Below are 24,983 nucleotides of genomic sequence, written 5' to 3' on the forward strand. Positions count from 1 at the left end.
CCCAATGCGTATCGCATTACTGGAAGATGAACTGGCGCAGGCACGCAACATCGAGAGCCTGTTGGGAGACAATGATCATCAGTGCGATAGCTATCAGACCGGCCAGTCCTTTCTGAGCGCCGTCACCCACCGCAGCTACGACCTGCTCATCCTCGACTGGCAGATTCCCGACATGACCGGGATCGACGTGCTGCGCAGCGTCCGTGAGCAGCTCAACTGGCCCATTCCCGTGGTTTTTCTGACCCAGCGGGACAGCGAGCAGGACATCGTCCAGGCGCTGGATGCCGGTGCCGACGACTACCTGTCCAAGCCCGCGCGGCCGGCGGAACTGCTCGCCCGCATCCACGCCCTGGCCCGGCGCACGAATCCGGACGTCGAGCGCCAGGTCCAGGAGTTCGGCCCGTTCAAGATCGACACCAAATCACGGGTCATTCTCCTTCACGGCGAGGCGCTGACGCTGACCGACAAAGACTTCGACCTGACCCTGTTCCTGTTCCAGAACAAGGGCCGGCTGCTGACCCGGGAAATGCTCCTGGAGCGGGTCTGGGGCGTGACGCGCGACATCAACACGCGCACGGTGGACACCCACATGAGCCGTCTGCGACGCCGGCTGGGGATCAAACCGGAGAACGGATTCCGCATCAAGACCATCTATCAGCGCGGCTACCGCCTGGAAGCCATGGATGAGTTGTCCGGTGACGCCGACCTGGCGGAGCCGGTCACGCCCTGATCGAATCACACGAGCCGAATTGACGAAACGCCGTATGCCCGCATTGCAGCGACCCCACAAAGCACAGCGCCTGAGGCGAGCTGGCCTGATTGCCGGCCTGATTACCATGCTGGCCGCCCCGGCAACCCGTGCCGAACTGCCTGTGGCCATGGGGTCACAACTGACCGCGACCCCAGGCAATCCGACATCACCGGTCACCGAATGGCGCTACACGCTGCGCCCGGGAGAGAACCTGGATACGGTGGCACGCGAGTTGTTGTCCGAACCGCATACGCTGGCTCAGTTGATGCAGTACAACGGCTTCCAGCAATCTCGCGACCTGTCCCCGGGGCAGAGTCTGCGGATCCCGGTCAACTGGCTGGAGCAACAGCCGGAGCCGGCTCGTGCGGTCACGGTGTCCGGCCCGGTCCAGCACATTGACGGGGTGAACGGTAAGCGGCGTGTTCTCACGACTGACATCCAGTTGCGGGCCGGCGATGAAATTCGCACCGGTTCAGGGTTCACGGTGGTGCAGCTGGCGGACGGCTCGCTGATCCGCCTGGGCCGGGATACCCACCTGGTTTTCAACCGCCTGTCCCGTTTCGGCAAAACCGGAATGGTCGACACCCGCATGCGCCTGGACCGGGGGGAACTCGACGCCGAGGTGGAAACCCTGGTCGAGGACGGCTCACGCTTCGAGGTGGACACGCCATCGGCGGTGGCCGCGGTGCGTGGCACCAAGTTCAGCCTTCAGGCGAACCGGCAGCAGACGCGCCTGCGTGTCATCGAAGGCCGCGTAGCCTTCGGCCCCTCTGGACGCACCGTGAGCGTGCCGGCCGGATACAGCGGCACGGCCGGAGAAGGCACCCGCAGCCCGGTGGACATTCGCCGCCTGCCCGCGGCTCCGGCGCCGGGCGACTTGCCGGCGACCGTACACGAGCTGCCGCTCCCCATCACCTGGCCGGCCGTTGCCCGCGCCAGCCGCTACCAGGTGGATATCTTCGACGCCGACAGTGGCAACTGGTTATCCCGCGAGACCACTCTTAGCCCCGAGCTGAACCTGGGCAACCTGGAAAACGGCCGGTATGAGATCCGCCTCGCCGCGATCAGCCACCAGGGCACGCCCGGCATGCCGGTCACCAAAAGCCTGACCGTGGACCAGAAAGCCCTGGCCGCCGCATTGGACAAGCCGTCCCCCGACGCCAAACTGGACGACGAGATGCCGTCTTTCAGCTGGTCCTACCAGGGCAACAACGAGCTGGGCCGCATCGAACTCGCCGAGTCCCCGGATTTCAGCCAGCTCGTTGCCACCAGCGAGTGGGCCCCCGACAGTAACGCAATCCCGTCGCGCGCCCTGGAACCCGGCGAATATTACTGGCGCGTGGTCACCAAGGCCGGCGGCACCTCGCAGGCCACCAGCGAACCGCGCAAGCTGATGATCAACGGAACGCTGCCACCCACCCGGATCATCAACGTCAACTACGTGGATAGCCAGGTCCGTATCTTCTGGCAACAGGTCAATAAAGCCGACGAATACCGTCTACAGCTTTCCGAAGACCCGTCGTTTCAGCGTATTATCAAGGAAGCCAGCGTCGCCGACACCACGGCGGCCTTGCGCCTCATTCCCGGAAGACGGTATTTTGTGCGCCTAAAAGCGCTTTCTGAAGGCCCGATCAACGGTCGATGGGGACCGGGCAGGGAGCTTTTCGTCAATTGATCCGCATGACGCGGACCGTATCAAGCGAGACGCATGCAAAGGGATTGGTTCAGACTGACACGTACTGCCTGGAAACTGGCCCTCCCCCTGATAGGCATTGCGATCCTCCTGAAACTCGCCGGCATCCCCCAGCGTCTCGACCTGTGGCTCTACGACACCCTCGCCCTCAGCACCAGCCTGGCGCCGTCCAGCAGCCTGGAACTGGTCGCCATCGATGAGAAAAGCCTGCGCGAGCTGGGCCGCTGGCCCTGGCCCCGTTCACGTCACGCCCAACTGATCGACCGACTCCGCGACGCCGGCGCCAGGGTCGTGGTGTTCGACGTGCTGTTTACCGAACCGGGCACCGAAGATCCGACCATGGCCCGGGCCATGCGCGAACAGGGGAGCGTGATCCTGCCGGTGCACCTGTATCCGGCCTCGGCCGACGCGCCGCTGTCCGAGCAGCTCCCCACCCCCACACTCACCCGGGCCGCGGCGGCCCTGGGGCACGTCCACGTCGAGCTGGACGAGGACGGCATCGCCCGCGGGCTCTACCTCTACAGCGGTCTCGGGCGCGCCTCGTGGCCGGCCATTTCGCTGGCCGCGGCGCAGTTGGCCGATCACGCCCAAGGGGTCTCACTGCGCGACGACCAGCAGGTCTCCCCCTACGTCAACGTGCGCAGCCAGTACGCCTACATTCCGCTGGCCGGGCGTGTGGGCTCGATCCCCACCACGTCCTACAGTGATGTACTGGCCGGCCGGGTGTCCATGGAACGCTTCGCCGGCAAGACCGTATTCATCGGGGCCACCGCGCCCGGGTTCGGCGATGTCCTGCCCACCCCGCTGTCCGGCCTGGCCAGCCCGATGTCAGGGGTCGAGTTCCACGCCAACGCCTATTCCGCCCTGGTGCAGGACAAGCTGATGCTGGTGATCCCGGCTTACCAGCAGTTCCTGCTGGCGGCGGCGGTCATCGTATTCATCAGCCTGGCCCTGCCCCAGCTCAAGCCGTCTCACACGCTCTGGGTATGCCTGATGACCAGCGCACTGCTCCTGCTGGCGGTAACCCTGCTGTTCCGCCACGCCAGCACCTGGGTACCCGTGTCCCAGGCGCTACTGGTGCCGCTGATCGCCTACCCGCTATGGAGCACGCGCCGGCTGACGCTTCTCAACACCTTCCTCAACCGCCAACTGGATATCCTCAGCCGCGATCCAGGCCTCGGCCTTAAAGACATTCACCAGCAGCAACCGATCCGCATCGTTGAGGAGCTACGCCTGCTGCTCCAGGCCGAAGGCTGGTGGCTATCCCAGGACGATCTGATCATGGCGCAGCACGGCCTGAGCAGGCGCGATCGCCCCAAGTCGCTGGAGAGCGGTCTTTGGACCCACCGGGGCGATCAGAGCTGGATCCGATTCGCTCGCGGCAACCGGTCGTTCGAGCTGGGGCTGATGCTGCCCGCCTCCCTGGGACGGGAGGCCAGCCGGCGCTACCTGCAACGCCTGCGGCTGGATAGTCCCGGGTATTTCCAGGGTCGGGAAAGGAACTACCCGGGCGAGAACATCGGCGACCGCATCGAACGGGTGCAAGGTGCCATCGAATCCCTGACGGACATGCGGGAATTCATTGCCCGGGGCTTCGAGCGCATGCCCGACGGCGTCATCGTGACCGACGCCATGGCAACGATCCAGTTCGTCAACGGCCACATTGAGGAATGGTTCGGCGAGCCGCGACCGAGCCTCATCGGCATGTCGTTGCCCGGACTGCTCAACGCCCACGACCCGCGGGACGCTGCACCCTGGCAGGAAACCATCTCCGACACCCTGACCCTCGGCCAGACGCGAACCGTCGACCTGCAGGTCAAGGGCATGGATCTGCTGATTCACCTGGCACCGTTCAGCATGTCAGACGCCGACCAGCACGGCATCATTGCCAACATCTCGAATATTTCCGAATTGCGCGAGCAGCAGCGCCAACACCGGGAGGCCATCGACTTCATCTCCCACGACGTGCGCTCACCGCTGGTCTCGCAACTGGCCCTGATCGCCCAGCTCAAGCGCCGGCCGGAATCCATCGGCCCGGAGCAACTGGAGCACTTGGGCAATCTGGCACGGCGCAGCTATCAACTGGCCGAAGAATTTGTGCAGCTGGCCCGCGCCGAACAGTTGACCGAGACTCGATTCTACGACTGTGAGTTCCTGGCCGTGGTGGAGAACGCCCGTGACAGCGTCAGCGAGCAGGCGCAGAGCAAGGGGATCTATCTGGCACTGCACGGCGCCGACGACATCTGGCTCAGGGGCAATGCGGAACTGCTGGAGCGGGCGGTCATAAACCTGCTGACGAATGCGGTGCAGTACAGTCCGGCTGGATCGACGGTCACCATCCAGGTGTTCCGCGCCGGGCACCAGGTCTGCCTGACAATTTCCGACGAAGGCATGGGCATTGCCGCCCATGAGTTGCCGCACCTGTTCGACCGCTACCGGCGGCAGAAAAGCACGGAGCTGTCCGGTAACCGGGGCGCGGGTTTGGGACTGTCGTTCGTCAAGGTGGTGGTCGACAAGCACAAGGGCGAAATCAGCGTTCACTCGCGTGAAGGTGAAGGATCCTCCTTTACCCTGCGCCTGCCAGTGGCCGATCCTCTGGCCACCATCACCCCGAGTGAATCATCCCTGAATTGACTTGCTGACGACGTCCGACATCGGGCTGGCCAGCCCTTCCGTATCGATCGCGCGCACGGCGAAGTACCAGTCGCCGTCCGCCAGGTTTTCGATCGTGAACTGCGTCCGGCTGGCATCCTCGATCACGACGCTATGCGTCAGTGCTGAGGCGCTCTGGCCGTACACGATTTCGTAGCCCTGCAGTTCGCCCATGGCGATACTCACGCCGCTCTGGCGCGTCAACGGCGCATCCCAGCTCAGGGTTGCCGAACGATCGATGATGGTCGTGCTGCCATCGACGCTTTCTTCCCCACTTTCTTCGCCGCTGCCTGCCCCGTCGCCCTGACCCGCTCCGGCGACCAGCGCATAGAAGGCTTCAGTCCGGTCTGAGACCTCGTCCAGCGCCGCCAGCACCTCACCGTCGGCCACCTCACTCCGAAGCCCCTGGGAGATCACGGCGGCCTCCAGGGTCAGCTGTTCAATGGTCGGCGCCATCGCCTGACCGCTGTCGGGCAGCATGCCTTCCGACTGCACCCATGCCTCACTGTCGGCCAGCACCTCGTCGATCGAGCTCCAGGTCGTGCCATCCACCATCGCCAGAAACGCCGCGTTGATCACGGCCAGTTGAATCGCGTCGGTGCTGCCGCTGAACCCGTCCAGCCGCACCAGATCCGGGGGCGACAACTGCAGGGTGCCGGCGCTCAACCCAAAGTGGGCTTCCAGCTCGCCATAGGCCGCCAACAGGGCGTCCGGAGACAGCCCTTCGTCGGATCCACCGGCCAGCGCCACCGCCAGGGAAGACAAGGGCGTCAGGTAAACTTCACGCGAATCCGTCAGGTTGACCACCGCGCGCAGCCGGAAACCGGCGGAAAGAGGAAAGGTTTCGCCAAAGGCGACCGCGTTCGGCGTTCCGGAAAAACAGGCGGGCACCACGTCACAGGTCATGCGGGTTTCATTGTCGGCCGTCAGCTCGACCAGGACCCAGCCGTCCTTCTTACCGCTGATCGGCAACTGGAAACGGCCCTGGCTATCCGTGGTTACGGCACGCCCAAGCTTGCCAGCCAGCTCATAACGACCACTACGACCATCCCGGGTGATATTCCAGGCATTGACGATGCCATGGCCGATGACCCCCTTGATCGCGCCACCACTAACCACGATAGACTCGGAGGGACTGGCGGATGTTGAAGTCTCGCTGTCAGAGCCACCTCCACCGCCGCAACCGGCCAGAAACAGGCAGAAAAACAGACCGACCGCTGCGATCATTGACCGTTTAATGACGCAATTTGCCATTACATGACACCATAAGATTGACGTTACGGGGTCACTGTACGGATTTTACGCGTCCATTAATGCGCTTTACGTCATTATGCAGATTATTTTTTAGCCATTTTTTTGACATCACCGAATCGACCAGACCATGACGACCAACACCCTACACTTCACCATCCGCCGCTTTCGACCGGAATTCGACAGCCACGCCATCGGCCAGCTCTACCAGGCGTCCGTGTCCGTGCTTGGCGCCGGACACTACGAGCCGGAAGTAATCGAAGCCTGGCGCCGATGGGCGGACCACCCTCACGCCGTGGCCCAGCTCCTGAGCCAGGGAATGACGCTCATTGCCCAGCACAGCGGCCGTATTGCCGCCTTTGGCCAGCGCCACCCCGCCGGTCACATCAACATGCTCTACACCCATCCGAACTTTGCGCAGCGGGGACTCGGTCAGGCGCTTCTGGAGGAAATGATCGACGCGGCAAAACGGGAGGGCCTGTCCGGACTGTCCGTTGACGCCAGCCGTATCTCCCGCTCGCTCTTCGAGAAAAACGGATTTCGGGGCGACAGTCCGGAATGGGTGGAACGCGACAATCTGCGCATCGAGCGATTCCCCATGACATTGCAGTTTTCGGGGGACAGGTAAGGACAAAAAGAAAGAATGGATCGCTCCGACGAGAGCAGCGCCCCTCCGCACGCCGGGCGACTCGGCAACAGGAGGAAAAGACAGGTCACCCGATCGGCCTTTATCGATGGGCACCGGGGAGCAAGCCCTCTAAAGCACTTGCGTCAATCACTTCGCCGAATGCTGAGCGATAAAAGCGATGCTTTAAAATCCCTCGCGCACAAAAAAGAAAAGGCCAGTCATTCGACTGGCCTTTTTCAATTGGTAGCGGGGGCTGGATTCGAACCAACGACCTTCGGGTTATGAGCCCGACGAGCTACCAGACTGCTCCACCCCGCATCAAACTGATTGTCGCTCCGCTTAATTACTTGGACCGATCTATCTGGATATCGATCCCGGAAACGGCCGAATGACTCATTCGGACTTTAATTGGTAGCGGGGGCTGGATTCGAACCAACGACCTTCGGGTTATGAGCCCGACGAGCTACCAGACTGCTCCACCCCGCATCAAACTTTTCTTCCCAGACCAAACTTAGCGATAGCGCTTAAGGTCGGCCTCAAACCCGAAGGTCGTTATGACTCCCTTCGGCCTTTTCAGGTATGGCGAGCCCGACGTATTAACAGACTGCCTTACCTGTATCAAACCTTTGCAAATCAAAGCGTTGCCTTTAACCGCCTCGATCTCAGTGGCGCGTATAATACGGCCCAAACCCACACCTGTCAACGTATTCTCACTTCGGATTTCACACATTGCAAAACGCTGTGCTGTTTTCCGGATAGACCTTGCCTGATCGGCCGATACGGGGTATTCAAGAGGTTCCGGGTAGCGCCTGTCTCCGTTGATTCATCAGCAGAAACCAATCCGATATGTCCGAGAACGACAATCAAAAATCGACATCGAGCCAGGTTGAGTCGCTTATCCAGCGCGTCAGACACAACGAGGCCATTGCCAGCAAACTCTTTGATATGGAACTGGCGATGATGCAGGCCCCGGATCTTTCGACGTTCGCAGACCGCCTCACCGAACAGGCCCGCAAACGGTTTGACCTGGACGATGCCTGGTTTGTTCTCACCGATATCGACGACAACCGTCGAATCATGGAGCTGATGGACGCCCAAGGCGCACTCTCCGAGCGACTGATTGTCGACACCCAGGTGTTCTTTCAACTCGTCGATAACCACGAGCAGCCGCTACTGAGCGCCGATTGCGGCCCGCTGCGAGCATTGATTCCCGCTCACCTCAGCAGCCGCATCCAGTCGCTGGCCCTGCTTCCTTTGCAGATGGAAGGCCGCCCGGTAGGCGCCCTGGTTCTGGGCGCTGCGGATCCCAGCCGTTACCAACCGGGACTGGATGCTTTCTTCCTGCGCCAACTGGCCGTGAAGACATCAGCGGGATTGACCAGCATCTGGGCCCGGGAACAGTTGAAACGGCTCGCTACCCGGGATCCCCTGACGGGGTTGCGCAATCGCCGCGAAATGGAGTCGGCGCTGGCACAGGAACTGAGCCGTGGCCGCCGTCAGAATCACCCCATCACCCTGTTATTTCTCGACCTGGACCGGTTCAAGGCCATCAACGACGAACTGGGCCATGAAGCCGGCGACGCCTGCCTGATCCATGTGACGCGGCAACTGCAATCACAACTTCGGCGAGACGACAGTTTGTTCCGCTTTGCCGGCGACGAATTCGTCGCCCTTCTGCCGGGACAGGAGGAGGACAACGCAAGCCGCGTCGCGTCACGCATGCAGAACGCTCTCAGGGACGCTCCCTTCCGCTTCGGCGACTCGAAAACAGCCATCCAGTTCAGCTATGGTATGGCGAGCGTCACACCCGAGCAGAACGCAACGGTTGCCGACGTCATCAGACTGGCGGATCAGAGGCTTTACGAGATGAAACGGGCATACGACGCCCCGTCGCCCTGACGGCCGTCAGGCATCGAAGAGGTCAGCCGGGAAAACCGGCGCATTCTCCCCGGAGGCGACACCAACGGCGTCGAGAGCTTCACGCACCGGACGAAAGGAGCGGCGGTGGATCGGTGTCACCCCCAGCTCCGTCAGGGCCGAAAGGTGCGCCGCAGTGGGATACCCCTTGTGGCCACCGAGACCGTAACCTGGATATTGGCGATCCAGTTCCACCATTTCCCGGTCCCGCGCCACCTTGGCCAGGATCGAGGCCGCCGAGATAGCAGCGACACGACCATCGCCCTTCACCACCGCTTCGCTGGGCCAGCGCCAGCGCGGACACCGGTTGCCATCCACCAACACAAACTCGGGAGCCGGCCCCAGCGCACCGACGGCTCTCTCCATGGCCAGCATCGTCGCCTGGTAGATGTTGAGCCGGTCGATTTCATGCACTTCACAACGCCCCAGACTCCAGGCCATGGCTCGGTCGCGAATCTGTTCGGCGAGGGCCTCCCGACGTTTCTCCGTCAGTTTCTTGGAATCCATCAGCCCTTCGATCGGCTTTTCCGGATCGAGAATGACCGCGGCGGTGACCACCGGTCCGGCTAGCGGGCCTCGACCGACCTCGTCGACGCCGGCCAGCAAGCGCCCCTGATAACGACAGACAAACGGCGGGAGTGGTTTAGAGGCCACGTTCTTTCCCCTCGATTACAGGCACCAGGGCATCAGCGGCCCGCTCGTTGGCGTTGCGCCGCAGGGTCTCATGCAATTCCGCAAAAGCCTGTTTTAACGCGTCCAGGTCAGGACCGGGTTTCAGGCGATCCAGCACCGCTCGCCCCAGGGCTTCCGGGGTGGCTTCCTCCTGCAGCAACTCGGGTACCAGCTCACGCCGCGCCAGCAGGTTGGGAAGCGATACGTGGGGCACCTTGACCAGTCGTGAGGCCAGCAAGAACGTCATGCGGTTGAGGCGATAACCCACCACCATCGGCTTTTTCAGCAACATGGCTTCCAGGGTCGCCGTGCCGGAGGCCAACAGGACAACATCGGCGGCAGCCATAACCTCCCGGGAGCGTCCCAGAACCAGCTTGACCGGAAGCTGCACGTCCTGCTCATCAAGCAACGTTCGCAGTTGCTGCTGCCGGGCTTTGTTGACGCAGGGAATGACGATCTGCAGATCATCGCGCCGTTGCTGAATCCAGTGCGCCGTCGCCAGGAACAGCGACCCCAGCCGATCGACCTCCCCCGCCCGACTGCCGGGGAGAATCGCCAGCACCGGCTGCCCGGGCTCCAGCTCGAGGGCGCGACGAGCGGCCACCGTATCCGGGGTCAGCGGAATATCGTCCGCCAGTGGATGGCCGACGCAGGCCACGGGCACGCCGTGTTCTTCGTAGAACCGTGCTTCGAAAGGAAACAGCGTCAGCATCTTGTCCACCGCACGGGCGATCTTGAAGATGCGCTTGCGCCGCCATGCCCACACCGACGGGCTGACGTAATGGGCAGTGGGGATGCCGGCCTGGCGTAGTTGAAGCTCCAGGCCGATGGTGAAGTCCGGTGAGTCGATACCAATCACAATCGCCGGCGGTGTCGCCAGGAAATAGTCTCGTACCCGCCGGCGAATCGACACCAGCTCGCCAATACGTTCCAGCACTTCGAACAGCCCCATGACCGAGAGCCGGTCCATGGGAACCAGTGAGTGAAACCCGGCGGCCTCCATCTGCTCACCGCCGATGCCGGCAAAGCGGGCATTGGGATAGCGTTTACGCAACGAACGAATCAGACCGGCACCGAGAAGGTCGCCAGACGCTTCGCCAGCCACGATACCAATGGTGAGGTGTCGATCGCTGATCACCGGTGGAGAAGAAGACTCCACCGGCTGTTCGTCGACGGAAGCCGCCAGGGTTACGGCCATTTCGTCAACGAACGATGCCGCGATGGGCGTTTCGGAGGGAATCCGTCAGCATCCGGACTTCCGAGGATTCGGCAAAGTCCTTTTCGAGCGTCTCGATGGCCTGCGCCAGAGTCAGCCCCTGACGGTAGATGACCTTGTAGGCCCGTTTCAGCTCGGAGATGATTTCCCGCGAGAAGCCACGACGTTTCAGACCTTCGGCATTCAACCCGTGCGCTGACGCCGATTGACCACTGGCCATCACATAAGCCGGGATATCCTTGAGAACGATGCTGCCGCCGGCGCTCATGCTGTGGGCGCCGATATGACAGAACTGGTGCACCATGGTGCCACCGCCCAGGATGGCCCAATCCCCCACCGATACATGACCGGCCAGGGTGGCGCAGTTCGCCAGGATCGTGTTGTCGCCGACCACGCAATCGTGGGCCACGTGGACATAGGCCATCAGCAGGTTGTCGCTGCCAATGCGGGTTTCTTTGCGATCCTGCACCGTACCGCGGTGGATGGTGCAGTTCTCGCGAATGACATTGTTGTCACCAATCACCAGTGTGGTGGGCTCGCCAGCGTACTTCTTGTCCTGGCACTCTTCACCAATACTGGAGAACTGGAAAATGCGGTTATTGCGGCCGATCACAGTCGGCCCCTTGATCACGACGTGGGACAGAATTTCGGTTCCGTCTCCTATCTCCACGTCTGGTCCGACAAAGCTCCACGGGCCGACAGTGACGTCCTTGCCCAGCTTTGCAGACGGGTCGACAATCGCCTGAGGATGGACTCCCGACCAAACCTTTGTCGCCATCAAACTTCTCTCTCAGCGGTCATGATTTCCGCGACGCAGGCCACTTGCTCGCCGACCAGCGCACGGCAGTCAAACTTCCAGATGCCGTGCTTGTCCGACAGAAAACGGGACTCAAGCCGCAACTGGTCTCCCGGCACGACAGGTCGCTTGAAGCGGGCCTTACTGGAGCCGGCGAGGTAGTGTATCACGCCATCCGACGGTTTCCGGTCAACGGTCACAAACCCGAGAATGCCGGACAATTGCGCCATCGCCTCGATAATCAGGACACCCGGCATGATCGGCTTGCCCGGAAAATGCCCGTTAAAGAACGGCTCGTTGATGGAAATGTTCTTGTATCCGGCGATGGACTGCCCTTTTTCAACTTCCGTGACGCGATCCACCAGCAGGAACGGATAGCGGTGGGGCAGGAATTCCATGATTTCTTCAATGTGCATCATCAGGTACGGCCTCAGGCTCGTTTAAGCAGTTTCTTTTCCAGTTCGCGCAATTTCCGCGCCATCTGATCCAGATTGCGGAACCGCACGACACTCTTCTGCCACCGCTTGTTTGTATCCACACCCGTCCCCGAAGAATAGACGCCGGGCTCTTTCAGGCTGCGGGTCACCATCGTCATACCGGTCAACTGCACCTGATCGGCGATCTCCAGGTGACCACCGATACCGCTTGCACCGCCGAACACACAATGCCGCCCCACCTTGGTGCTGCCGGCAATGCCGACCAGCGCCGCCATGGCCGAGTGGTCACCGATGCTGACGTTATGAGCGATCTGAACCAGGTTGTCGATTTTGACCCCATTGCCGATCACGGTATCGTCCAGCGCGCCGCGGTCAATGGTGGTGTTGGCGCCGATTTCAGTATCGTCACCGATCACCACACCGCCCAACTGGGCGATTCGATGCCAGACGCCTTTCTCGTTGGCAAAGCCGAACCCATGCGAGCCGATAACGGCACCGCTGAGGATGAGGCAACGCTGCCCCACGCTAACGTCGTGGTAGAGCACGGCCCGGGCTTCCAGGACGGTGTCGTCCCCCACACAGGACCGTTCGCCAACGACGCAACCGGGCCCAATCACAGCGCGCTCGCCGATCGTGGCGCCCGCCTCGATCACCGCGTTGGGCCCAACGGCCGCCGAGTCTGCAACAGTGGCCGCCGGATCGACGACCGCCGACGGATGAACGCCTGCTCCGGGCTTGGGTGCCGGATCAAACCAGTGGCTCAAACGAGCATAACCGAGGTAGGGATTGTCCAGTAACAGGACATTGGTCGGACACTCATCAGCCATGCCCGGGGCGACGATGACCGCCGAGGCGCCGGTTTCTTTGAGGAAACGCCCATAGGAAGGATTGGAGAGAAAGGATATCTGGCCGGCGCCGGCATTCTGGAGCGTCGCCATGCCCGAGATTTCGGTGCTGGCATCCCCGATGACCCGGCCTCCCAGCGCCTCGGCGATATCACCCAACGTATGGACTGTGTTCGTCATTGCCCTTCCCACCTAACGCGTTCCACCTAACGTTTTCCCTGCAAATAACCGGTTCCACAACACCTCGGACAGGCCCCGGCCAATTATCTGAAACCTGTCCGTTTCCGCCGTCTTACCGGTTCAGCTTTTCAATCAGCTCTTCGGTCAGATCCATGTCCGGCTTGGCGAGAACGACCGCCTGTCGCGGAAGGATCATGTCGAGGTCGTGCTCTTCGAGCAGCGCTTTCACCGCTTCATCCACCTGCGGCTGGGCATCCTCCAGGAACTGCTTTTTGCGATTGCTGACCGTGGTGTTGAGACGGTTCTTGAGATACTGGTATTCCTGCACCTTTTCCTGGAACTGGCCGGACAACTCTTTGCGCTCTGATTCATTCATCATAGCGCCATCTTTCTCCAGTCGTTCCTTGAGGCTCTGGGCCGTTTCCTGGGCTTCGCGCACCTTGGCTTCGTCGTCCTTGAATTCGGTTTCCAGCTTCTGGCTGAACTTCTGGGCACTGTCGGACGCGAACAGCGCGTGCCGCAGGTCGACCACGCCAATATTGGTGTCAGCCAGTGCCGGCACCGCCAGCATCAGGGCCAGGGCGGCGGTCATCATCTTCTTGAGCATGGAAAAACTCCTGTCTGTGCGTCTCGTTTTGTTGGCATTGTACCGGTTAAGCCGTGCCTGGAAACGGTGGCGGCCTAGAAACTTGAGCCCAGTGAGAACTGGAAAATCTCGGTTTCGTCGTCGTCGCCGGGATTAAGTGCTTCGCCGAGGCTGAATGCCAGGGGCCCAATCGCCGTGATCCACTGAAACCCAATACCCGCTGCGAAGCGCAGCTCGCCAGCTTCCGGGTCATAACCACGAGCGGTATCGAAGACCTGACCACCGTCAAGGAAGAACGCGGTCCGCATCGAGCGAGTATCGCCGGCAAACGGCGTCGGGAAGATCAACTCGACGCTGCCCTCGGTAAGCACGTTACCGCCAAACGGATCCGGATCCGAATCATCACCGGCGGCGTTGGTTGCCAGGTTCCCCAGAGAGTTTGCCTCGTACCCACGGACTGAGCCGTAACCCCCGGCATAGTAGTTCTCATAGAACGGCAGCTCGCTGCTGTCGCCATAGCCATCGCCGTAGCCGATCTTGGTGCGGGTATGGAACACCCAGGTCTCGGCATCATTGAGCGGCTGGAAGAAGTTGGTCCGGTGCGTCAGCTTGTAATAGGTCTGGTCACTGCCCGGCACCGCGACGTCCAGCGACAGCGAGTGGCTGAAACCATCCGTTGGCAGGACACCCCGGTTCAGCGAGTTGCGGCTCCATGACCCTGTCAGGTGGTAGGTATTGAAAGAGTCACCGTATTCGTCGATGAACTCCGTCACCTCCTGGGCCGGGAACTCGTCCAGCTTGATATTGGTTCGGGTATAGCCGACGCCGAAATTCAGACGCGTGATGCTGTCGATGGGGTAACCGAAGTCAAGGCTCGCACCGTATTCGTCAAGCAGGTACGAGGAAATGTCTTCCTCGTCGTAGTCCGTTTCGCGGGCATAGATGCTGAAGCCCCGGCTGACGCCATCGACCGTATAGTAAGGGTTGGTGTAGGAGAACTTCGCGCTCTTGACCGAGTCACTGTGGGTGGCGCCGATAGTCACCTCTTTACCGGTACCGAAGAAGTTGTTCTCCGACACGCTGGCACCGAGGATAACGCCCGAGCTCTGGGAATAACCGAGGGACGCTGACAGGCTGCCGGTGGGCTGCTCTTCGACCGTGTAGTTGACATCGATCTGGTCGTCCTCGCCCGGAACGCGCACGGTCTCCACGTCGACCGTCTTGAAGAAGCCGAGCCGCTCGAGCTTGGTCTTGGAGTACTCGATCAGGTCGGTGGAGGCGACGCCGCCTTCCATCTGCACCATTTCACGGCGCAAGACCTCGTCCCGGGTCGAGACGTTGCCCTCGAAATTGATGCGCCGCACGTACGCCCGATTGCCCGGCTCAACATAAAAGGTGATCGCAGCGGTGTTGTCGTCCGACTTTTCAGGTCGGGCGTTCACGTTTGCGAAGGTGTAGCCCTCACGCCCCAGTCGCCGGGACAGCGCCTCGGAAGTACTGGTAACGAGCTGCTGGGAGTACACATCGCCCGGTTTCATCTTGATCAGCTCACGCAGTTCGCTTTCCTTGAGGATCAGGTCGCCACGCAGATTGATCTCGGAGATGGTGTACTTCGGCCCTTCGTTGATCGACAGGGTGATGAAGACGTCTTTTTTGTCCGGAGAAATGGAAACCTGGCTGGATTCCACATTGAAATCGAGATACCCCCGGTCGAAGTACCAGGAGCGCAGGGTTTCCAGGTCGCCGCTGAGGCGCTCCCGCGCGTACTTGTCGGAACTGGTAATGGAAGACCACCAGTCGGACGTCTCCAGCTCGAACTGGTCGAGCAGTTCCTCATCGGAAAAGGCGTCGTTGCCGATGATATTAATGTGGCGGATCGAGGCGACACTGCCCTCATTGATGTCGAGTTTAACGGCAACCCGATTCCGCGGCAGTTCCTGCGCCGTCGCCTTGACCCGGGCGTTGTAGCGCCCCTGTGCCACATAGGAACGCAGAATCTCAAGTTCCAGGCGCTCCAGCGTCGCGCGCTTGAACACCTGCCCTTCCGTCAGCCCGGCACTGTTGAGCGCCTGGGTCAGCATCTCGGTCTCGATGGCCTTATTGCCTTCAATATCGATGGAGCTGATGGCCGGCCGCTCCTGCACCGACAGCACCAGAACGTCCTCATCCCGGCTGGCACTCAGATCCGTAAACAGGCCGGTCTGAAACAGGTTCTTGATGGCATCCGCCAGAGTGACTTCATTGACCTGCTCACCGATGCTGACCGGAAAAGCCCCGAAGACGGTACCGGCGGACACCCGCTGTAAGCCTTCGACTTCGATATCGGAAACTACAAACTCATCGGCCAGAGCCGGTGGCAAAGAGCCTACTGTCGACATGAGGCCCAGAGCCACACTCAGAAGAGAACGTCTCATTCAGATTATTCGCCTGTTTATGCGCGTACGGAAGGTCGCAATTCTCACAACCGCATCAGGTCGTTGTAAAGAGCGAAGACCATCAATGTCAGAATCATTGCCATTCCTATTCTTACTCCGACTGCCTGAACGTGCTCCGAGAGCGGCTTCCGCCGAATAGCCTCCAGGCTGTAGAAGAGAATATGGCCCCCATCGAGGACGGGAACCGGCAAAAGGTTCAATACACCGAGACTGACGCTCAGGTATGCGAGAAAACGGATAAAATCCTCGAAACCGGAAGTTGCACTCGCCTCGGCAACGCGAGCAATCGTAATCGGACCGCTGAGATTATTCAAAGACAGCAGCCCGGTCACCATCTTCTTGATCGCGACCAGGGTCAAACGGGTATCGTCCCAGGTTTCCCCGACCGCGTTCGGAATCGCTGCCAGGATCCCGAGCCGGGTCTCCCGCAACATACTGTCAGGCCATTCAATTGGCGCCACGCCAGCGCCGATCAAGCCGATCTCACGGCCATCTTCGGTGGTCTGGCGCTTGGGTGTGACATTCAGGGTCCGGGTGGCATCGTCCCTCTGCACCGTCATGGTCAACGGCTGTTCGGGAGCCGCCTGGATGCGCTTGACCAGGGCAAACCAGTCGTCGATCCGCTCGCCGTTTACCGATATCACCTGATCTCCCGCCTGCAGACCGGCCGCCTGGGCACGACCGCCATCGACGATTTCGCCAATCTGGGCAGGCACCGCCGGGCGATATGGGGCGATGCCGAACAGATCAATCGGGTTGGGATCGTCGTCGCCGAGTCGCCAGCCCTGCAGCGATGCGGTGCGTTCGCTGAGACGGCCATCCTGGCTTACTTCCATGCGGATGGTGCCGTACTCACCGGCCCTCTCGAGCAGGAGGCCGCCGATATCACGCCAGTCGCTAACGGACTCGCCATCCACCGAGCGGATTTCCATACCCGAACTCAATCCCATGCGCTGGGCCACACTGTCCGGCTTAACCTCGCCCACCACCGGCGCCAGACTGGTAAAGCCCACCACACTGAGCAGCCAGTACGCGAAAACAGCAAATATGAAATTCGCAGCCGGACCGGCGGCCGCTATCGCGATCCGCTTGCCGGGAGACTTGCGGGTAAAGGCTTCGTGCAGTTGGTCGTCCGGTACGGGCCCTTCCCGCTCATCGAGCATCTTGACGTAACCGCCCAGCGGAATGGCCGCCACCGCAAACTCGGTACCGTGGCGGTCGTACCAGGAAAACATGGGCTTGCCGAACCCCACGGAAAAACGCAGAACGCGCACCCCGCAGCGGCGGGCTACCCAGAAGTGGCCGTACTCATGAATGGTCACGAGTATGCCCAGAGTCACGATCAGCGCGAGGGCGGTTTGAATGAACTGCATGCTACTCCGACATCAGGTCGAAACAATAATCACTGGAAACGGTCATTGGGACCCGGTCAGCCCAAGCCCGACACTGAGACCGCGTGGTGGCGAATCTGTTCCGCAGACCGGGCGCGGGATTCTCGATCCTTCTCAAAAATAACCGGAAATTCGTCCGCCGGCACCGTCGCTATCGACGCCATGACGGACTCGATAACGGCGGGAATCCCGGTAAAACCCAGCTCGCCGCGCAGGAACGCCGCAACGGCTTCTTCGTTGGCGGCGTTCAGAACCGCCGGCGCGGTACCCCCCAGACGAAAGGCTTCCGATGCCAGACGCAGGCACGGGAACCGCTCCAGATCCGGCCGTTCGAAATGGAAGCGACCGATATCAAACAGGTTCAGGCTGTCGACGCCGGCATCGATGCGTTCCGGCCAGGCCAGGCCATTGGCGATCGGCGTGCGCATGTCCGGGCTGCCCAACTGGGCCAGCACCGAGCCATCCACGTACTCTACCATCGAATGGATGATGCTCTCCGGGTGCACGTGCACTTCCACCTGATCCGGCCGGGTATCGAACAGCCAGCAGGCTTCAATGAGTTCCAGGCCCTTGTTCATCAGGGTGGCGGAATCCACGGATATTTTCTGGCCCATGCTCCAGTTGGGATGGGCGCAGGCCTGGTCCGGCGTCACCTGCTGCAACGCTTCAGCCGAGGTTTCCCGGAACGGCCCTCCGGAGGCGGTCAGCAGGATTCGGCGCACACCAGCGCCAGGCAGATCCCTGCTCTGCCCCGGCGGCAGACACTGGAAGATGGCATTGTGCTCCGAGTCAATGGGCAGCAGCTCGGCACCGCTCTCGGCCACCGCTTCCATAAACAAACGGCCGGACATGACCAGGGCTTCCTTGTTGGCCAGCAGCACCCGCTTGCCCGAGCGTACCGCCGCCAATGTCGGCGCCAGCCCCGCAGCCCCGACGATAGCTGCCATAACCGTGTCACAGTCAGGCGACGAGGCGACAGCCTCCAGCCCTTCGGTCCCGGCCAGGACCTCGACGCCTGCCCCCTCGGGCAGGCGCTCGGCCAGCTCCAGCGCTGCAGACGGTTCCGCCATGACAGCGTAACGCGGCCGGAACCGCTGACACAGCGACAGCATCGAATCCACCTGGCGACACGCGGTCAAGGCAAAGACGTCGAAGCGATCGGGATGACGGCCGATCACGTCCAACGTGTTCAGGCCAATGGAGCCGGTCGCTCCAAGAACGGTTACGTGGCGCATCAATCCCCCTGCATCGTCATGCGAGCGGACTGACATGCAGCCAGCCAAGCAAGGTGATGCAAAGCGTAAAGACCGGAATGGCCGCAGTCAGGCTGTCAATCCGATCCATAATACCACCGTGGCCCGGCAGCAACTGACTGCTGTCCTTAATCCCCCGGAAACGCTTGAGCATGCTTTCCAGGAGGTCCCCCAGCACCGATACCGCGCCGGTGATCAGACTGACCAGAAGCAGTAACGCCGTATCCGCCGCATTGGCTCCTATGGCAAGACTGACCAGGACAGCCAGCACGGCCACCGCGACCAGTCCACCCCAGACGCCGGCCCAGGACTTGCCAGGACTGACTCGCGGAGCCAGTTTCGCCTTGCCGAAGGCGCGGCCGGCAAAGTACGCCCCGATATCAGCCACCCAGACCACACAGAACACGTAGAGCAACAACAGGAGATTGTTGTCGATCGCCGCCAGGTGAAACGAGCCTGAGCGCAGGTGGTTGAGTCCGACCCAGGCTGGCACCAGCACCAACAACCCCATCAGCAGGCGGATCGGCGTTGCCTGCCAGCGCCCGGTCGTGGCCGGATAGGAACTCACCAGGAACAGGGCCAGTGCCCACCAGAGCACGGCCAGGACCAGTAGCGTGATGGCCGTGGTTTGCAGCAGGAAAAACAGAAGGACCGCCGTCAGAACAGCAAAGGCGATACGGAAACCACCCTGGGATACGCCGGCCATATTCGCCCACTCCCAGGCCCCCATCGATATGATCACCCCGGTAAAGATAGCGAAGCCCAGGGGAGGCAGGAAGAAAATACAGGCGATGGCGACCGGCGCCAGGATTAAAGCTGTGATAACGCGTGTTTTGAGCACAACGGGGCTCGCTCTTCTTATTTATTCGGTGTCGGAGCCAGTCGCGGCCAGTTTATCGAGTTGATCGTCCGTCTGACCAAATCGACGCTTGCGCCCCGCGTAATCCTTGAGGGCGGCGAGCATCTCCTGCTCGTCGAAGTCAGGCCAGAACACGTTGGAAAAATGGAACTCGGTGTAAGCCAGATGCCACAGCAGGAAATTACTGACGCGCTGCTCACCGGCGGTCCGGATCAGCAAATCCGGCATTGGCAGGTCACCGAGACACAGGCGCTGCTGAAGGTGATCGTCGGTGATGTCGCCAGGCTGCAGCAGGCCATCACGGACCTCCTGAGCCAACGAGCGTGCCGCCTGGGTAATGTCCCAGTGGCCACCGTAGTTGGCAGCGATCACCAGCGTCATGCCGTCGTTGTCTGCCGTCAGGGACTCGGCGCGGGCCATATGGTCGCGCAGAACGTCGCTGAAAGGAGAACGGTCACCGATGATCCGCAGACGGATATTATTGCGGTGCAGCTTCCTGACTTCCCGCTCCAGCGCCATCAGGAACAGACGCATCAGCGCACTGACCTCGTCCTTGGGGCGGCGCCAGTTCTCGCTGCTGAACGCAAATAGCGTAAGGACCTCAACGCCGTTGCGGGCGCATGTTTCCACCGTTGACCGCACCGCATTGACACCGGCTTTATGGCCTGCCACGCCGGCCAGCCGGCGGAGCTTGGCCCAGCGATTGTTTCCATCCATGATGATCGCGACATGCCGAGGGGTAGCCGATGCGGCCATCGGTATTTCGGCGGAGAGACTGTCCGTCATGCCTTCCTCTGAAACGTCACGGGGGCGTCAGAAAAGGCGTTTCCTTTCCTGACCGCCCCCGGATCTGTTGACTGGTCACTGATGCGCATGCGAAGTGAGCGGGTCAGACCGCCATCAAGTCTTCTTCTTTACCCTTCAGGATTTTCTCGACTTCGGCAATGTAGCGGTCGGTCAGCTTCTGGATTTCCTGCTCGCCGTTGCGCTCTTCGTCTTCAGTGATTTCCTTTTCCTTGAGCAACTCTTTCAGGTCGCTGTTGGCATCACGGCGCGCATTACGGATGGCAACCCGTCCATGCTCGGCGTCGGCCTTGGCCTGCTTGACCAGCTCGCGGCGACTTTCTTCAGTCAGCATCGGCATGGGGACGCGGATCACGTCGCCGGTGCTGGCCGGGTTGAGGCCCAGATCAGACGTCATGATGGCCTTCTCGATCGCCGGAACCATGGATTTCTCCCACGGAGCGACGGCCAGTGTGCGGGAATCCTCAACGTTGACGGCGGCCACCTGCTTCAGCGGGGTTTCCTGGCCATAGTAGTTGACCATCACGCTGTCCAGGATGGCCGGATGGGCACGGCCGGTACGAATCTTGTTGAAAGCCGAATGCAGCGCGTCAAGGCTCTTCTTCATTCGCTTTTCGGCGTCTGACTTAATCTCGTTGATCACTTTGAATTCCTCAATTCAGTCCGTTGCCCGGAAAATGCTTCTCAAGACTGGCTGTCAGCCGGTCTTATTCGATCAGTGTACCTTCCGCCTCGCCCACGACGATACGGGTCAGTGCGCCCGGCTTGTTCATATTGAACACGCGCACCGGCATGCCCTCATCACGGCACAGGCAGATGGCCGTCAGGTCCATCACGCCCAGTTTCTTGTCCAGCACGTCGTCGTAGGTCAGGCGTTCGTACTTTTCGGCCCCCGGATCCTTGACCGGATCCGCCGAGTAGACACCATCCACCTTGGTGGCCTTGAGCACCACATCGGCATCGATTTCGATACCACGCAGGCAGGCCGCCGAGTCCGTGGTGAAGAACGGGTTGCCGGTACCGGCACAGAAAATCACCACATCACCGTCTTTCAGGTCGCGAACGGCACGACGGCGGTCGTAATGTTCGACAATACCACTCATCGGGATGGCAGACATAACGCGCGTGCGGATATTTGAGCGCTCCAGCGCATCGCGCATGGCCAGACCGTTCATCATGGTGGCCAACATACCCATGTGGTCACCGGTGACACGGTCCATGCCGGCCGCACTCAGGGCGGCACCGCGGAACAGGTTGCCGCCGCCGATAACCAACCCCACCTGGACGCCGATACCGATCAACGCGCCGATCTCCAGCGCCATCCGATCCAACACTTTGGGATCGATCCCGAACTCCTGCTCACCCATCAGGGCTTCGCCGCTGAGTTTGAGGAGGACGCGTTTGTACTTGGGCTGGGTCTGGGAGTGCTTCGGCATGATGAGGGATCCCCTTAACTGGCGTCCAGGCGGACAGTGATAGAGCAGATAGACGGCACACCTCCGGCCGGCAATCTGCAGCGGGAGGCGAGCATCACGTCAGGGTTGCATGCGGGGTAACCCGGAACCGGGCGACCCCGTATACAACCCGCGCCGCGCAGAGCGCGACGCGGATAACAAGCGGAATCAGGCCTTACCGGTACCTGCCGCGGCAGCCACTTCAGCCGCGAAATCCACTTCTTCTTTCTCGATGCCTTCGCCCACTTCCAGACGAACGAAACCGGACAGGTCAGCGCCAGCGGATTTCAGCAGCGCACCGACGGTCTGATCCGGATCCTTGACGAAAGGCTGTTCCACCAGGCTGTTTTCCTTGAGGAACTTGTTGATGCGACCGGTCATCATCTTCTCGACGATCTCGGCCGGTTTGCCTTCCATATCCGGCTGTGAACGGATGATGTCTTTCTCTTTCTCGACTTCATCCTGCGGCATTTCATCAGGCTTGCCGACGGTCGGATTAACAGCGGCAACGTGCATGGCAACATCGCGGGCCACTTCGGCGCTGCCGCCGGTCAGTGCAACGATGGAAGCAATCTTGTTGTTGCTGTGAACGTAACCGTCGACCACGTCGCCTTCCAGCTTGACGACACGACGCACGGTGATGTTTTCACCGATCTTCTGGACCAGCGCTTCACGCTTGCCTTCCAGTTCACCTTCCATCAGCTTGGCGACGTCAGTCTCACCGCGCTCGACGGCAACGGCCAGTACGTCGTTGGCAAAGGACATGAAGTTGTCGTCACGAGCCACGAAGTCGGTTTCAGAGTTGACTTCCAGCAGCGTGGCGCTCTTGTTGTCGTCGGCAACGTGCAGAACGGCAACACCTTCAGCCGCGGTACGGCCGGCCTTCTTCGCCGCTTTCAGACCGGAAGACTTGCGCAGCTCTTCGATTGCGTTGTCAACGCTGCCGTCAGCCTCAACCAGTGCCTTCTTGCACTCCATCATGCCCAGACCAGTGCGATCACGCAGCTCTTTGACCATTGCAGCGGTAATAGCAGCCATGTTCAATCCTCTCGTTTCTGTATCCAGAATGTGGCGCTCTGTGCGAAAGCGCCACCTCATCTATTCTTCCGAAACCGGACAGCGTGTTCGGCCCCGGACTACCGTTAACTGTGCAACCCTTACAAAAAAGGGGGACTCAGCCCCCCTTTCCTGATGCTGAATCAATGTCAGCCGATTGCGCCGCTGTTATTCAGCGGTTGAAGCGCTTTCTTCGTTATCGCTTACTTCGACGAACTCATCAGCGCCGGCGCCAGACTGGGAAGCTTCCACACAGGTGTCTGCAACCGCCTTGACGTAGATCTGGATCGCGCGGATCGCGTCGTCGTTGCCCGGGATAACGTAGTCGATGCCGTCCGGATCGCTGTTGGTATCGACAACACCGATAACCGGGATGCCCAGCTTGTTGGCTTCCTTGATGGCGATACGCTCGTGATCAACGTCAATCACGAACAGAGCGTCCGGCAGGCCACCCATATCCTTGATACCGCCGATGCTGCGCTCAAGCTTGTCCATCTCGCGAGTGCGCTCCAGCGCCTCTTTCTTGGTCAGCTTGTCGAAAGTACCGTCCTGGCTCTGGGTTTCCAGATCACGGTAGCGACGGATGGACTGACGGATGGTCTTGTAGTTGGTCAGCATGCCGCCCAACCAGCGATGGTTGACGTACGGCTGGCTGGCGCGCAGGGCTTCTTCCTTGATGATCTTGGAAGCGGCGCGCTTGGTGCCTACGAACAGAACCTTGTTCTTGCTCTCGGCCAGTTGCTGAACGAACTTCAGAGCTTCGTCCATGGCCGGAACGGTCTGTTCCAGGTTGATGATATGAATCTTGTTCCGGGCGCCGAAGATGAACTTCGACATTTTCGGGTTCCAGTAGCGAGTCTGGTGACCGAAGTGGGCGCCTGCCTTGAGCAGGTCACGCATGTTGACTTGTGCCATGGTTAATACCTTCTAGCGTTTGGGTTAGTCCTCCATGTGTCCAATTGCCCAACCCGGCGTTTCAGATTGTCCGGGCACCCTGGGTCAACGTGATGACACATGTGTGTTTTTGCCGGCCATCATTCGAACACAGGATTCGACGATGACGTTCAGCGGGCGCGTTTATACCATATTTCGCAGCCCAGACGCCACTTGTTTGTTACGTGCTTTCCGAAAATCAGGCACCTGGGGCCGTCAGTATAGGTCACGTAAATAAGGGTGGTAGACGGGCCTGCCTTGTACCCTTTCGAGCACCTCCCTAAAATGGTCGCTTAATCAGCAGGAAGGATAGTCCCAGTCATGCAGGTATCGATCAAAACCCCTGAAGAAATCGAGAAGATGCGCGTCGCCGGACGCCTGGCCGCCGAAGTCCTGGAAATGATCGGCGACCACGTCAAGCCGGGCGTCACGACCGAGGAACTTGATCGCATCTGCCACGACCACATCGTCAACGTCCAGGATGCCATCCCGGCACCGCTGAACTACAAGGGCTTTCCCAAGTCGGTCTGTACGTCCGTCAACCATGTCGTCTGTCACGGTATCCCGAGCGAAAAGAAAGTGCTCAAGAGCGGGGACATCATGAACATCGACGTGACCGTTATTAAGGACGGCTATCACGGCGACACCAGCAAGATGTTCATCGTCGGCGACCCCAAGCCCGGCTCAGACCGCCTGATCCGCATCACACAGGAATGCCTCTATAAAGGGATCGAGCTGGTTCGTCCGGGGGCCCGCCTGGGCGACATCGGACACGTGATCCAGCAACACGCCGAGAAAAACCGTTATTCCGTGGTGCGTGAGTATTGCGGCCATGGCATCGGCAAGGGATTCCATGAAGAGCCCCAGGTGATGCACTATGGAAAACCCGGCACCGGTTTTGAATTGCAGGAAGGCATGACGTTCACCATCGAGCCGATGATCAATCAGGGTAAATTCCATTGTAAACTGCTGCCAGATGGCTGGACGGTGGTCACCAAGGATCACAAGCTGTCCGCTCAGTGGGAACACACCATTCTGGTGACCGCGGACGGCTACGAAATCCTTACCAAGCGTTCTGAAGAAACCTTCTAGACCTTGATGAGATTTGCCAGATTTTGAAGACACGCCGATCCCGCCTTCTCGATTCCCGGCCGGCTATGCCGGCCCAAGACCA

22 protein-coding genes and 2 tRNA genes are annotated in these 24,983 nt (G+C 60.6%); 6 read left to right on the top strand and 18 right to left on the bottom strand.

The annotated features are described in order from the left end of the window. The first annotated feature begins 4 nt into the window (after positions 1-4). The 3 genes from DKK67_RS11970 to DKK67_RS11980 are packed head-to-tail and all read left to right on the top strand — an operon-like array spanning position 5 to position 5,078. Entirely contained in the window at positions 5-730 is a 726-nt protein-coding gene (locus tag DKK67_RS11970) for a response regulator transcription factor (RefSeq protein WP_111496555.1), read from the top strand. 34 nt (positions 731-764) lie between these two features. Beyond that, the gene (locus tag DKK67_RS11975; protein WP_111496556.1) at positions 765-2,426 is read left to right on the top strand and encodes a FecR domain-containing protein; all 1,662 of its coding nucleotides are present in this window, start codon (positions 765-767) and stop codon (positions 2,424-2,426) included. Between the two features lie 33 nt (positions 2,427-2,459). Further along, positions 2,460-5,078 carry a CHASE2 domain-containing protein gene (locus DKK67_RS11980; RefSeq protein WP_111496557.1) on the top strand — a complete coding sequence of 873 codons (2,619 nt, stop codon included), beginning with the start codon at positions 2,460-2,462 and terminating at the stop codon, positions 5,076-5,078. Here the strand turns inward: DKK67_RS11980 and DKK67_RS11985 are convergent. Continuing rightward, positions 5,064-6,215 carry a fibronectin type III domain-containing protein gene (locus DKK67_RS11985; RefSeq protein WP_162628826.1) on the bottom strand — a complete coding sequence of 384 codons (1,152 nt, stop codon included), beginning with the start codon at positions 6,213-6,215 and terminating at the stop codon, positions 5,064-5,066. The two genes, DKK67_RS11980 and DKK67_RS11985, sit on opposite strands and share 15 nt — an antisense overlap. Before the next feature lie 262 nt (positions 6,216-6,477). Between DKK67_RS11985 and DKK67_RS11990 the strand changes: the two genes are divergently transcribed. Next, positions 6,478-6,975, top strand: coding sequence for a GNAT family N-acetyltransferase (locus tag DKK67_RS11990; RefSeq protein WP_111496559.1), 498 nt, complete (start codon positions 6,478-6,480; stop codon positions 6,973-6,975). A gap of 241 nt (positions 6,976-7,216) precedes the next feature. On the opposite strand, the gene DKK67_RS11995 is transcribed toward DKK67_RS11990, so the two are convergent. Together DKK67_RS11995 and DKK67_RS12000 are read right to left on the bottom strand one after the other, a co-directional pair. Further along, positions 7,217-7,293, bottom strand: a tRNA-Met gene (locus tag DKK67_RS11995). A 91-nt stretch (positions 7,294-7,384) separates the two neighbouring features. Continuing rightward, positions 7,385-7,461: transfer RNA gene (locus DKK67_RS12000), tRNA-Met, on the bottom strand. A gap of 360 nt (positions 7,462-7,821) precedes the next feature. Here DKK67_RS12000 and DKK67_RS12005 point away from each other — a divergent pair. Further along, complete coding sequence (locus DKK67_RS12005) at positions 7,822-8,874, top strand: DUF484 family protein (RefSeq protein WP_111496560.1); 1,053 nt, start codon at positions 7,822-7,824, stop codon at positions 8,872-8,874. 6 nt (positions 8,875-8,880) lie between these two features. Here the strand turns inward: DKK67_RS12005 and rnhB are convergent, their stop codons facing one another. The 15 genes from rnhB to rpsB form a co-directional block, all read right to left on the bottom strand. Beyond that, positions 8,881-9,546 (bottom strand): ribonuclease HII, encoded by a 666-nt coding sequence (gene rnhB / locus DKK67_RS12010; RefSeq protein WP_111496561.1) that lies wholly within the window; start codon positions 9,544-9,546, stop codon positions 8,881-8,883. Further along, complete coding sequence (gene lpxB, locus DKK67_RS12015; RefSeq protein ID WP_111496562.1) at positions 9,536-10,762, bottom strand: lipid-A-disaccharide synthase; 1,227 nt, start codon at positions 10,760-10,762, stop codon at positions 9,536-9,538. Before lpxB ends, rnhB begins: the two co-directional genes overlap by 11 nt. A gap of 4 nt (positions 10,763-10,766) precedes the next feature. Beyond that, positions 10,767-11,558, bottom strand: a complete 792-nt coding sequence (lpxA, locus tag DKK67_RS12020) for an acyl-ACP--UDP-N-acetylglucosamine O-acyltransferase (RefSeq protein ID WP_111496563.1) — start codon at positions 11,556-11,558, stop codon at positions 10,767-10,769. Further along, positions 11,558-11,995 carry a 3-hydroxyacyl-ACP dehydratase FabZ gene (gene fabZ, locus DKK67_RS12025; protein WP_111496564.1) on the bottom strand — a complete coding sequence of 146 codons (438 nt, stop codon included), beginning with the start codon at positions 11,993-11,995 and terminating at the stop codon, positions 11,558-11,560. Before fabZ ends, lpxA begins: the two co-directional genes overlap by 1 nt. An 11-nt stretch (positions 11,996-12,006) precedes the next feature. Further along, the gene (gene lpxD, locus DKK67_RS12030) at positions 12,007-13,038 is read right to left on the bottom strand and encodes a UDP-3-O-(3-hydroxymyristoyl)glucosamine N-acyltransferase (protein WP_111496565.1); all 1,032 of its coding nucleotides are present in this window, start codon (positions 13,036-13,038) and stop codon (positions 12,007-12,009) included. A 112-nt stretch (positions 13,039-13,150) separates the two neighbouring features. Further along, positions 13,151-13,645: an OmpH family outer membrane protein gene (locus DKK67_RS12035; RefSeq protein ID WP_111496566.1), complete on the bottom strand. Its 495-nt coding sequence runs from the start codon at positions 13,643-13,645 to the stop codon at positions 13,151-13,153. A 74-nt stretch (positions 13,646-13,719) separates the two neighbouring features. Beyond that, a complete protein-coding gene (bamA, locus tag DKK67_RS12040; protein WP_111496567.1) occupies positions 13,720-16,038 on the bottom strand; it encodes an outer membrane protein assembly factor BamA in 2,319 nt (772 codons plus the stop codon). A gap of 44 nt (positions 16,039-16,082) precedes the next feature. Further along, positions 16,083-17,432 carry an RIP metalloprotease RseP gene (rseP, locus tag DKK67_RS12045; RefSeq protein WP_111496568.1) on the bottom strand — a complete coding sequence of 450 codons (1,350 nt, stop codon included), beginning with the start codon at positions 17,430-17,432 and terminating at the stop codon, positions 16,083-16,085. Between the two features lie 56 nt (positions 17,433-17,488). Beyond that, positions 17,489-18,685 (bottom strand): 1-deoxy-D-xylulose-5-phosphate reductoisomerase, encoded by a 1,197-nt coding sequence (gene ispC, locus DKK67_RS12050; protein ID WP_111496569.1) that lies wholly within the window; start codon positions 18,683-18,685, stop codon positions 17,489-17,491. A gap of 16 nt (positions 18,686-18,701) precedes the next feature. Beyond that, a complete protein-coding gene (locus DKK67_RS12055; RefSeq protein WP_111496570.1) occupies positions 18,702-19,544 on the bottom strand; it encodes a phosphatidate cytidylyltransferase in 843 nt (280 codons plus the stop codon). A gap of 21 nt (positions 19,545-19,565) precedes the next feature. Continuing rightward, positions 19,566-20,348 carry a polyprenyl diphosphate synthase gene (gene uppS / locus DKK67_RS12060; RefSeq protein WP_111496571.1) on the bottom strand — a complete coding sequence of 261 codons (783 nt, stop codon included), beginning with the start codon at positions 20,346-20,348 and terminating at the stop codon, positions 19,566-19,568. 103 nt (positions 20,349-20,451) lie between these two features. Then, positions 20,452-21,009 carry a ribosome recycling factor gene (gene frr, locus DKK67_RS12065; RefSeq protein WP_111496572.1) on the bottom strand — a complete coding sequence of 186 codons (558 nt, stop codon included), beginning with the start codon at positions 21,007-21,009 and terminating at the stop codon, positions 20,452-20,454. 64 nt (positions 21,010-21,073) lie between these two features. Further along, positions 21,074-21,802: a UMP kinase gene (pyrH, locus tag DKK67_RS12070; protein ID WP_111496573.1), complete on the bottom strand. Its 729-nt coding sequence runs from the start codon at positions 21,800-21,802 to the stop codon at positions 21,074-21,076. A gap of 186 nt (positions 21,803-21,988) precedes the next feature. Then, positions 21,989-22,858: a translation elongation factor Ts gene (gene tsf / locus DKK67_RS12075; RefSeq protein ID WP_111496574.1), complete on the bottom strand. Its 870-nt coding sequence runs from the start codon at positions 22,856-22,858 to the stop codon at positions 21,989-21,991. Between the two features lie 186 nt (positions 22,859-23,044). Continuing rightward, on the bottom strand, positions 23,045-23,791 hold the full coding sequence (rpsB, locus tag DKK67_RS12080; RefSeq protein WP_111496575.1) for a 30S ribosomal protein S2: 747 nt from the start codon (positions 23,789-23,791) through the stop codon (positions 23,045-23,047). A gap of 339 nt (positions 23,792-24,130) precedes the next feature. Here rpsB and map point away from each other — a divergent pair, with 339 nt between their 5' ends. Next, positions 24,131-24,901 carry a type I methionyl aminopeptidase gene (gene map / locus DKK67_RS12085; RefSeq protein ID WP_111496576.1) on the top strand — a complete coding sequence of 257 codons (771 nt, stop codon included), beginning with the start codon at positions 24,131-24,133 and terminating at the stop codon, positions 24,899-24,901. The last annotated feature ends 82 nt before the right edge of the window (positions 24,902-24,983 follow it).

It is taken from the genome of Marinobacter bohaiensis (genome assembly GCF_003258515.1).
In the GTDB taxonomy this organism is placed as follows: domain Bacteria; phylum Pseudomonadota; class Gammaproteobacteria; order Pseudomonadales; family Oleiphilaceae; genus Marinobacter_A; species Marinobacter_A bohaiensis.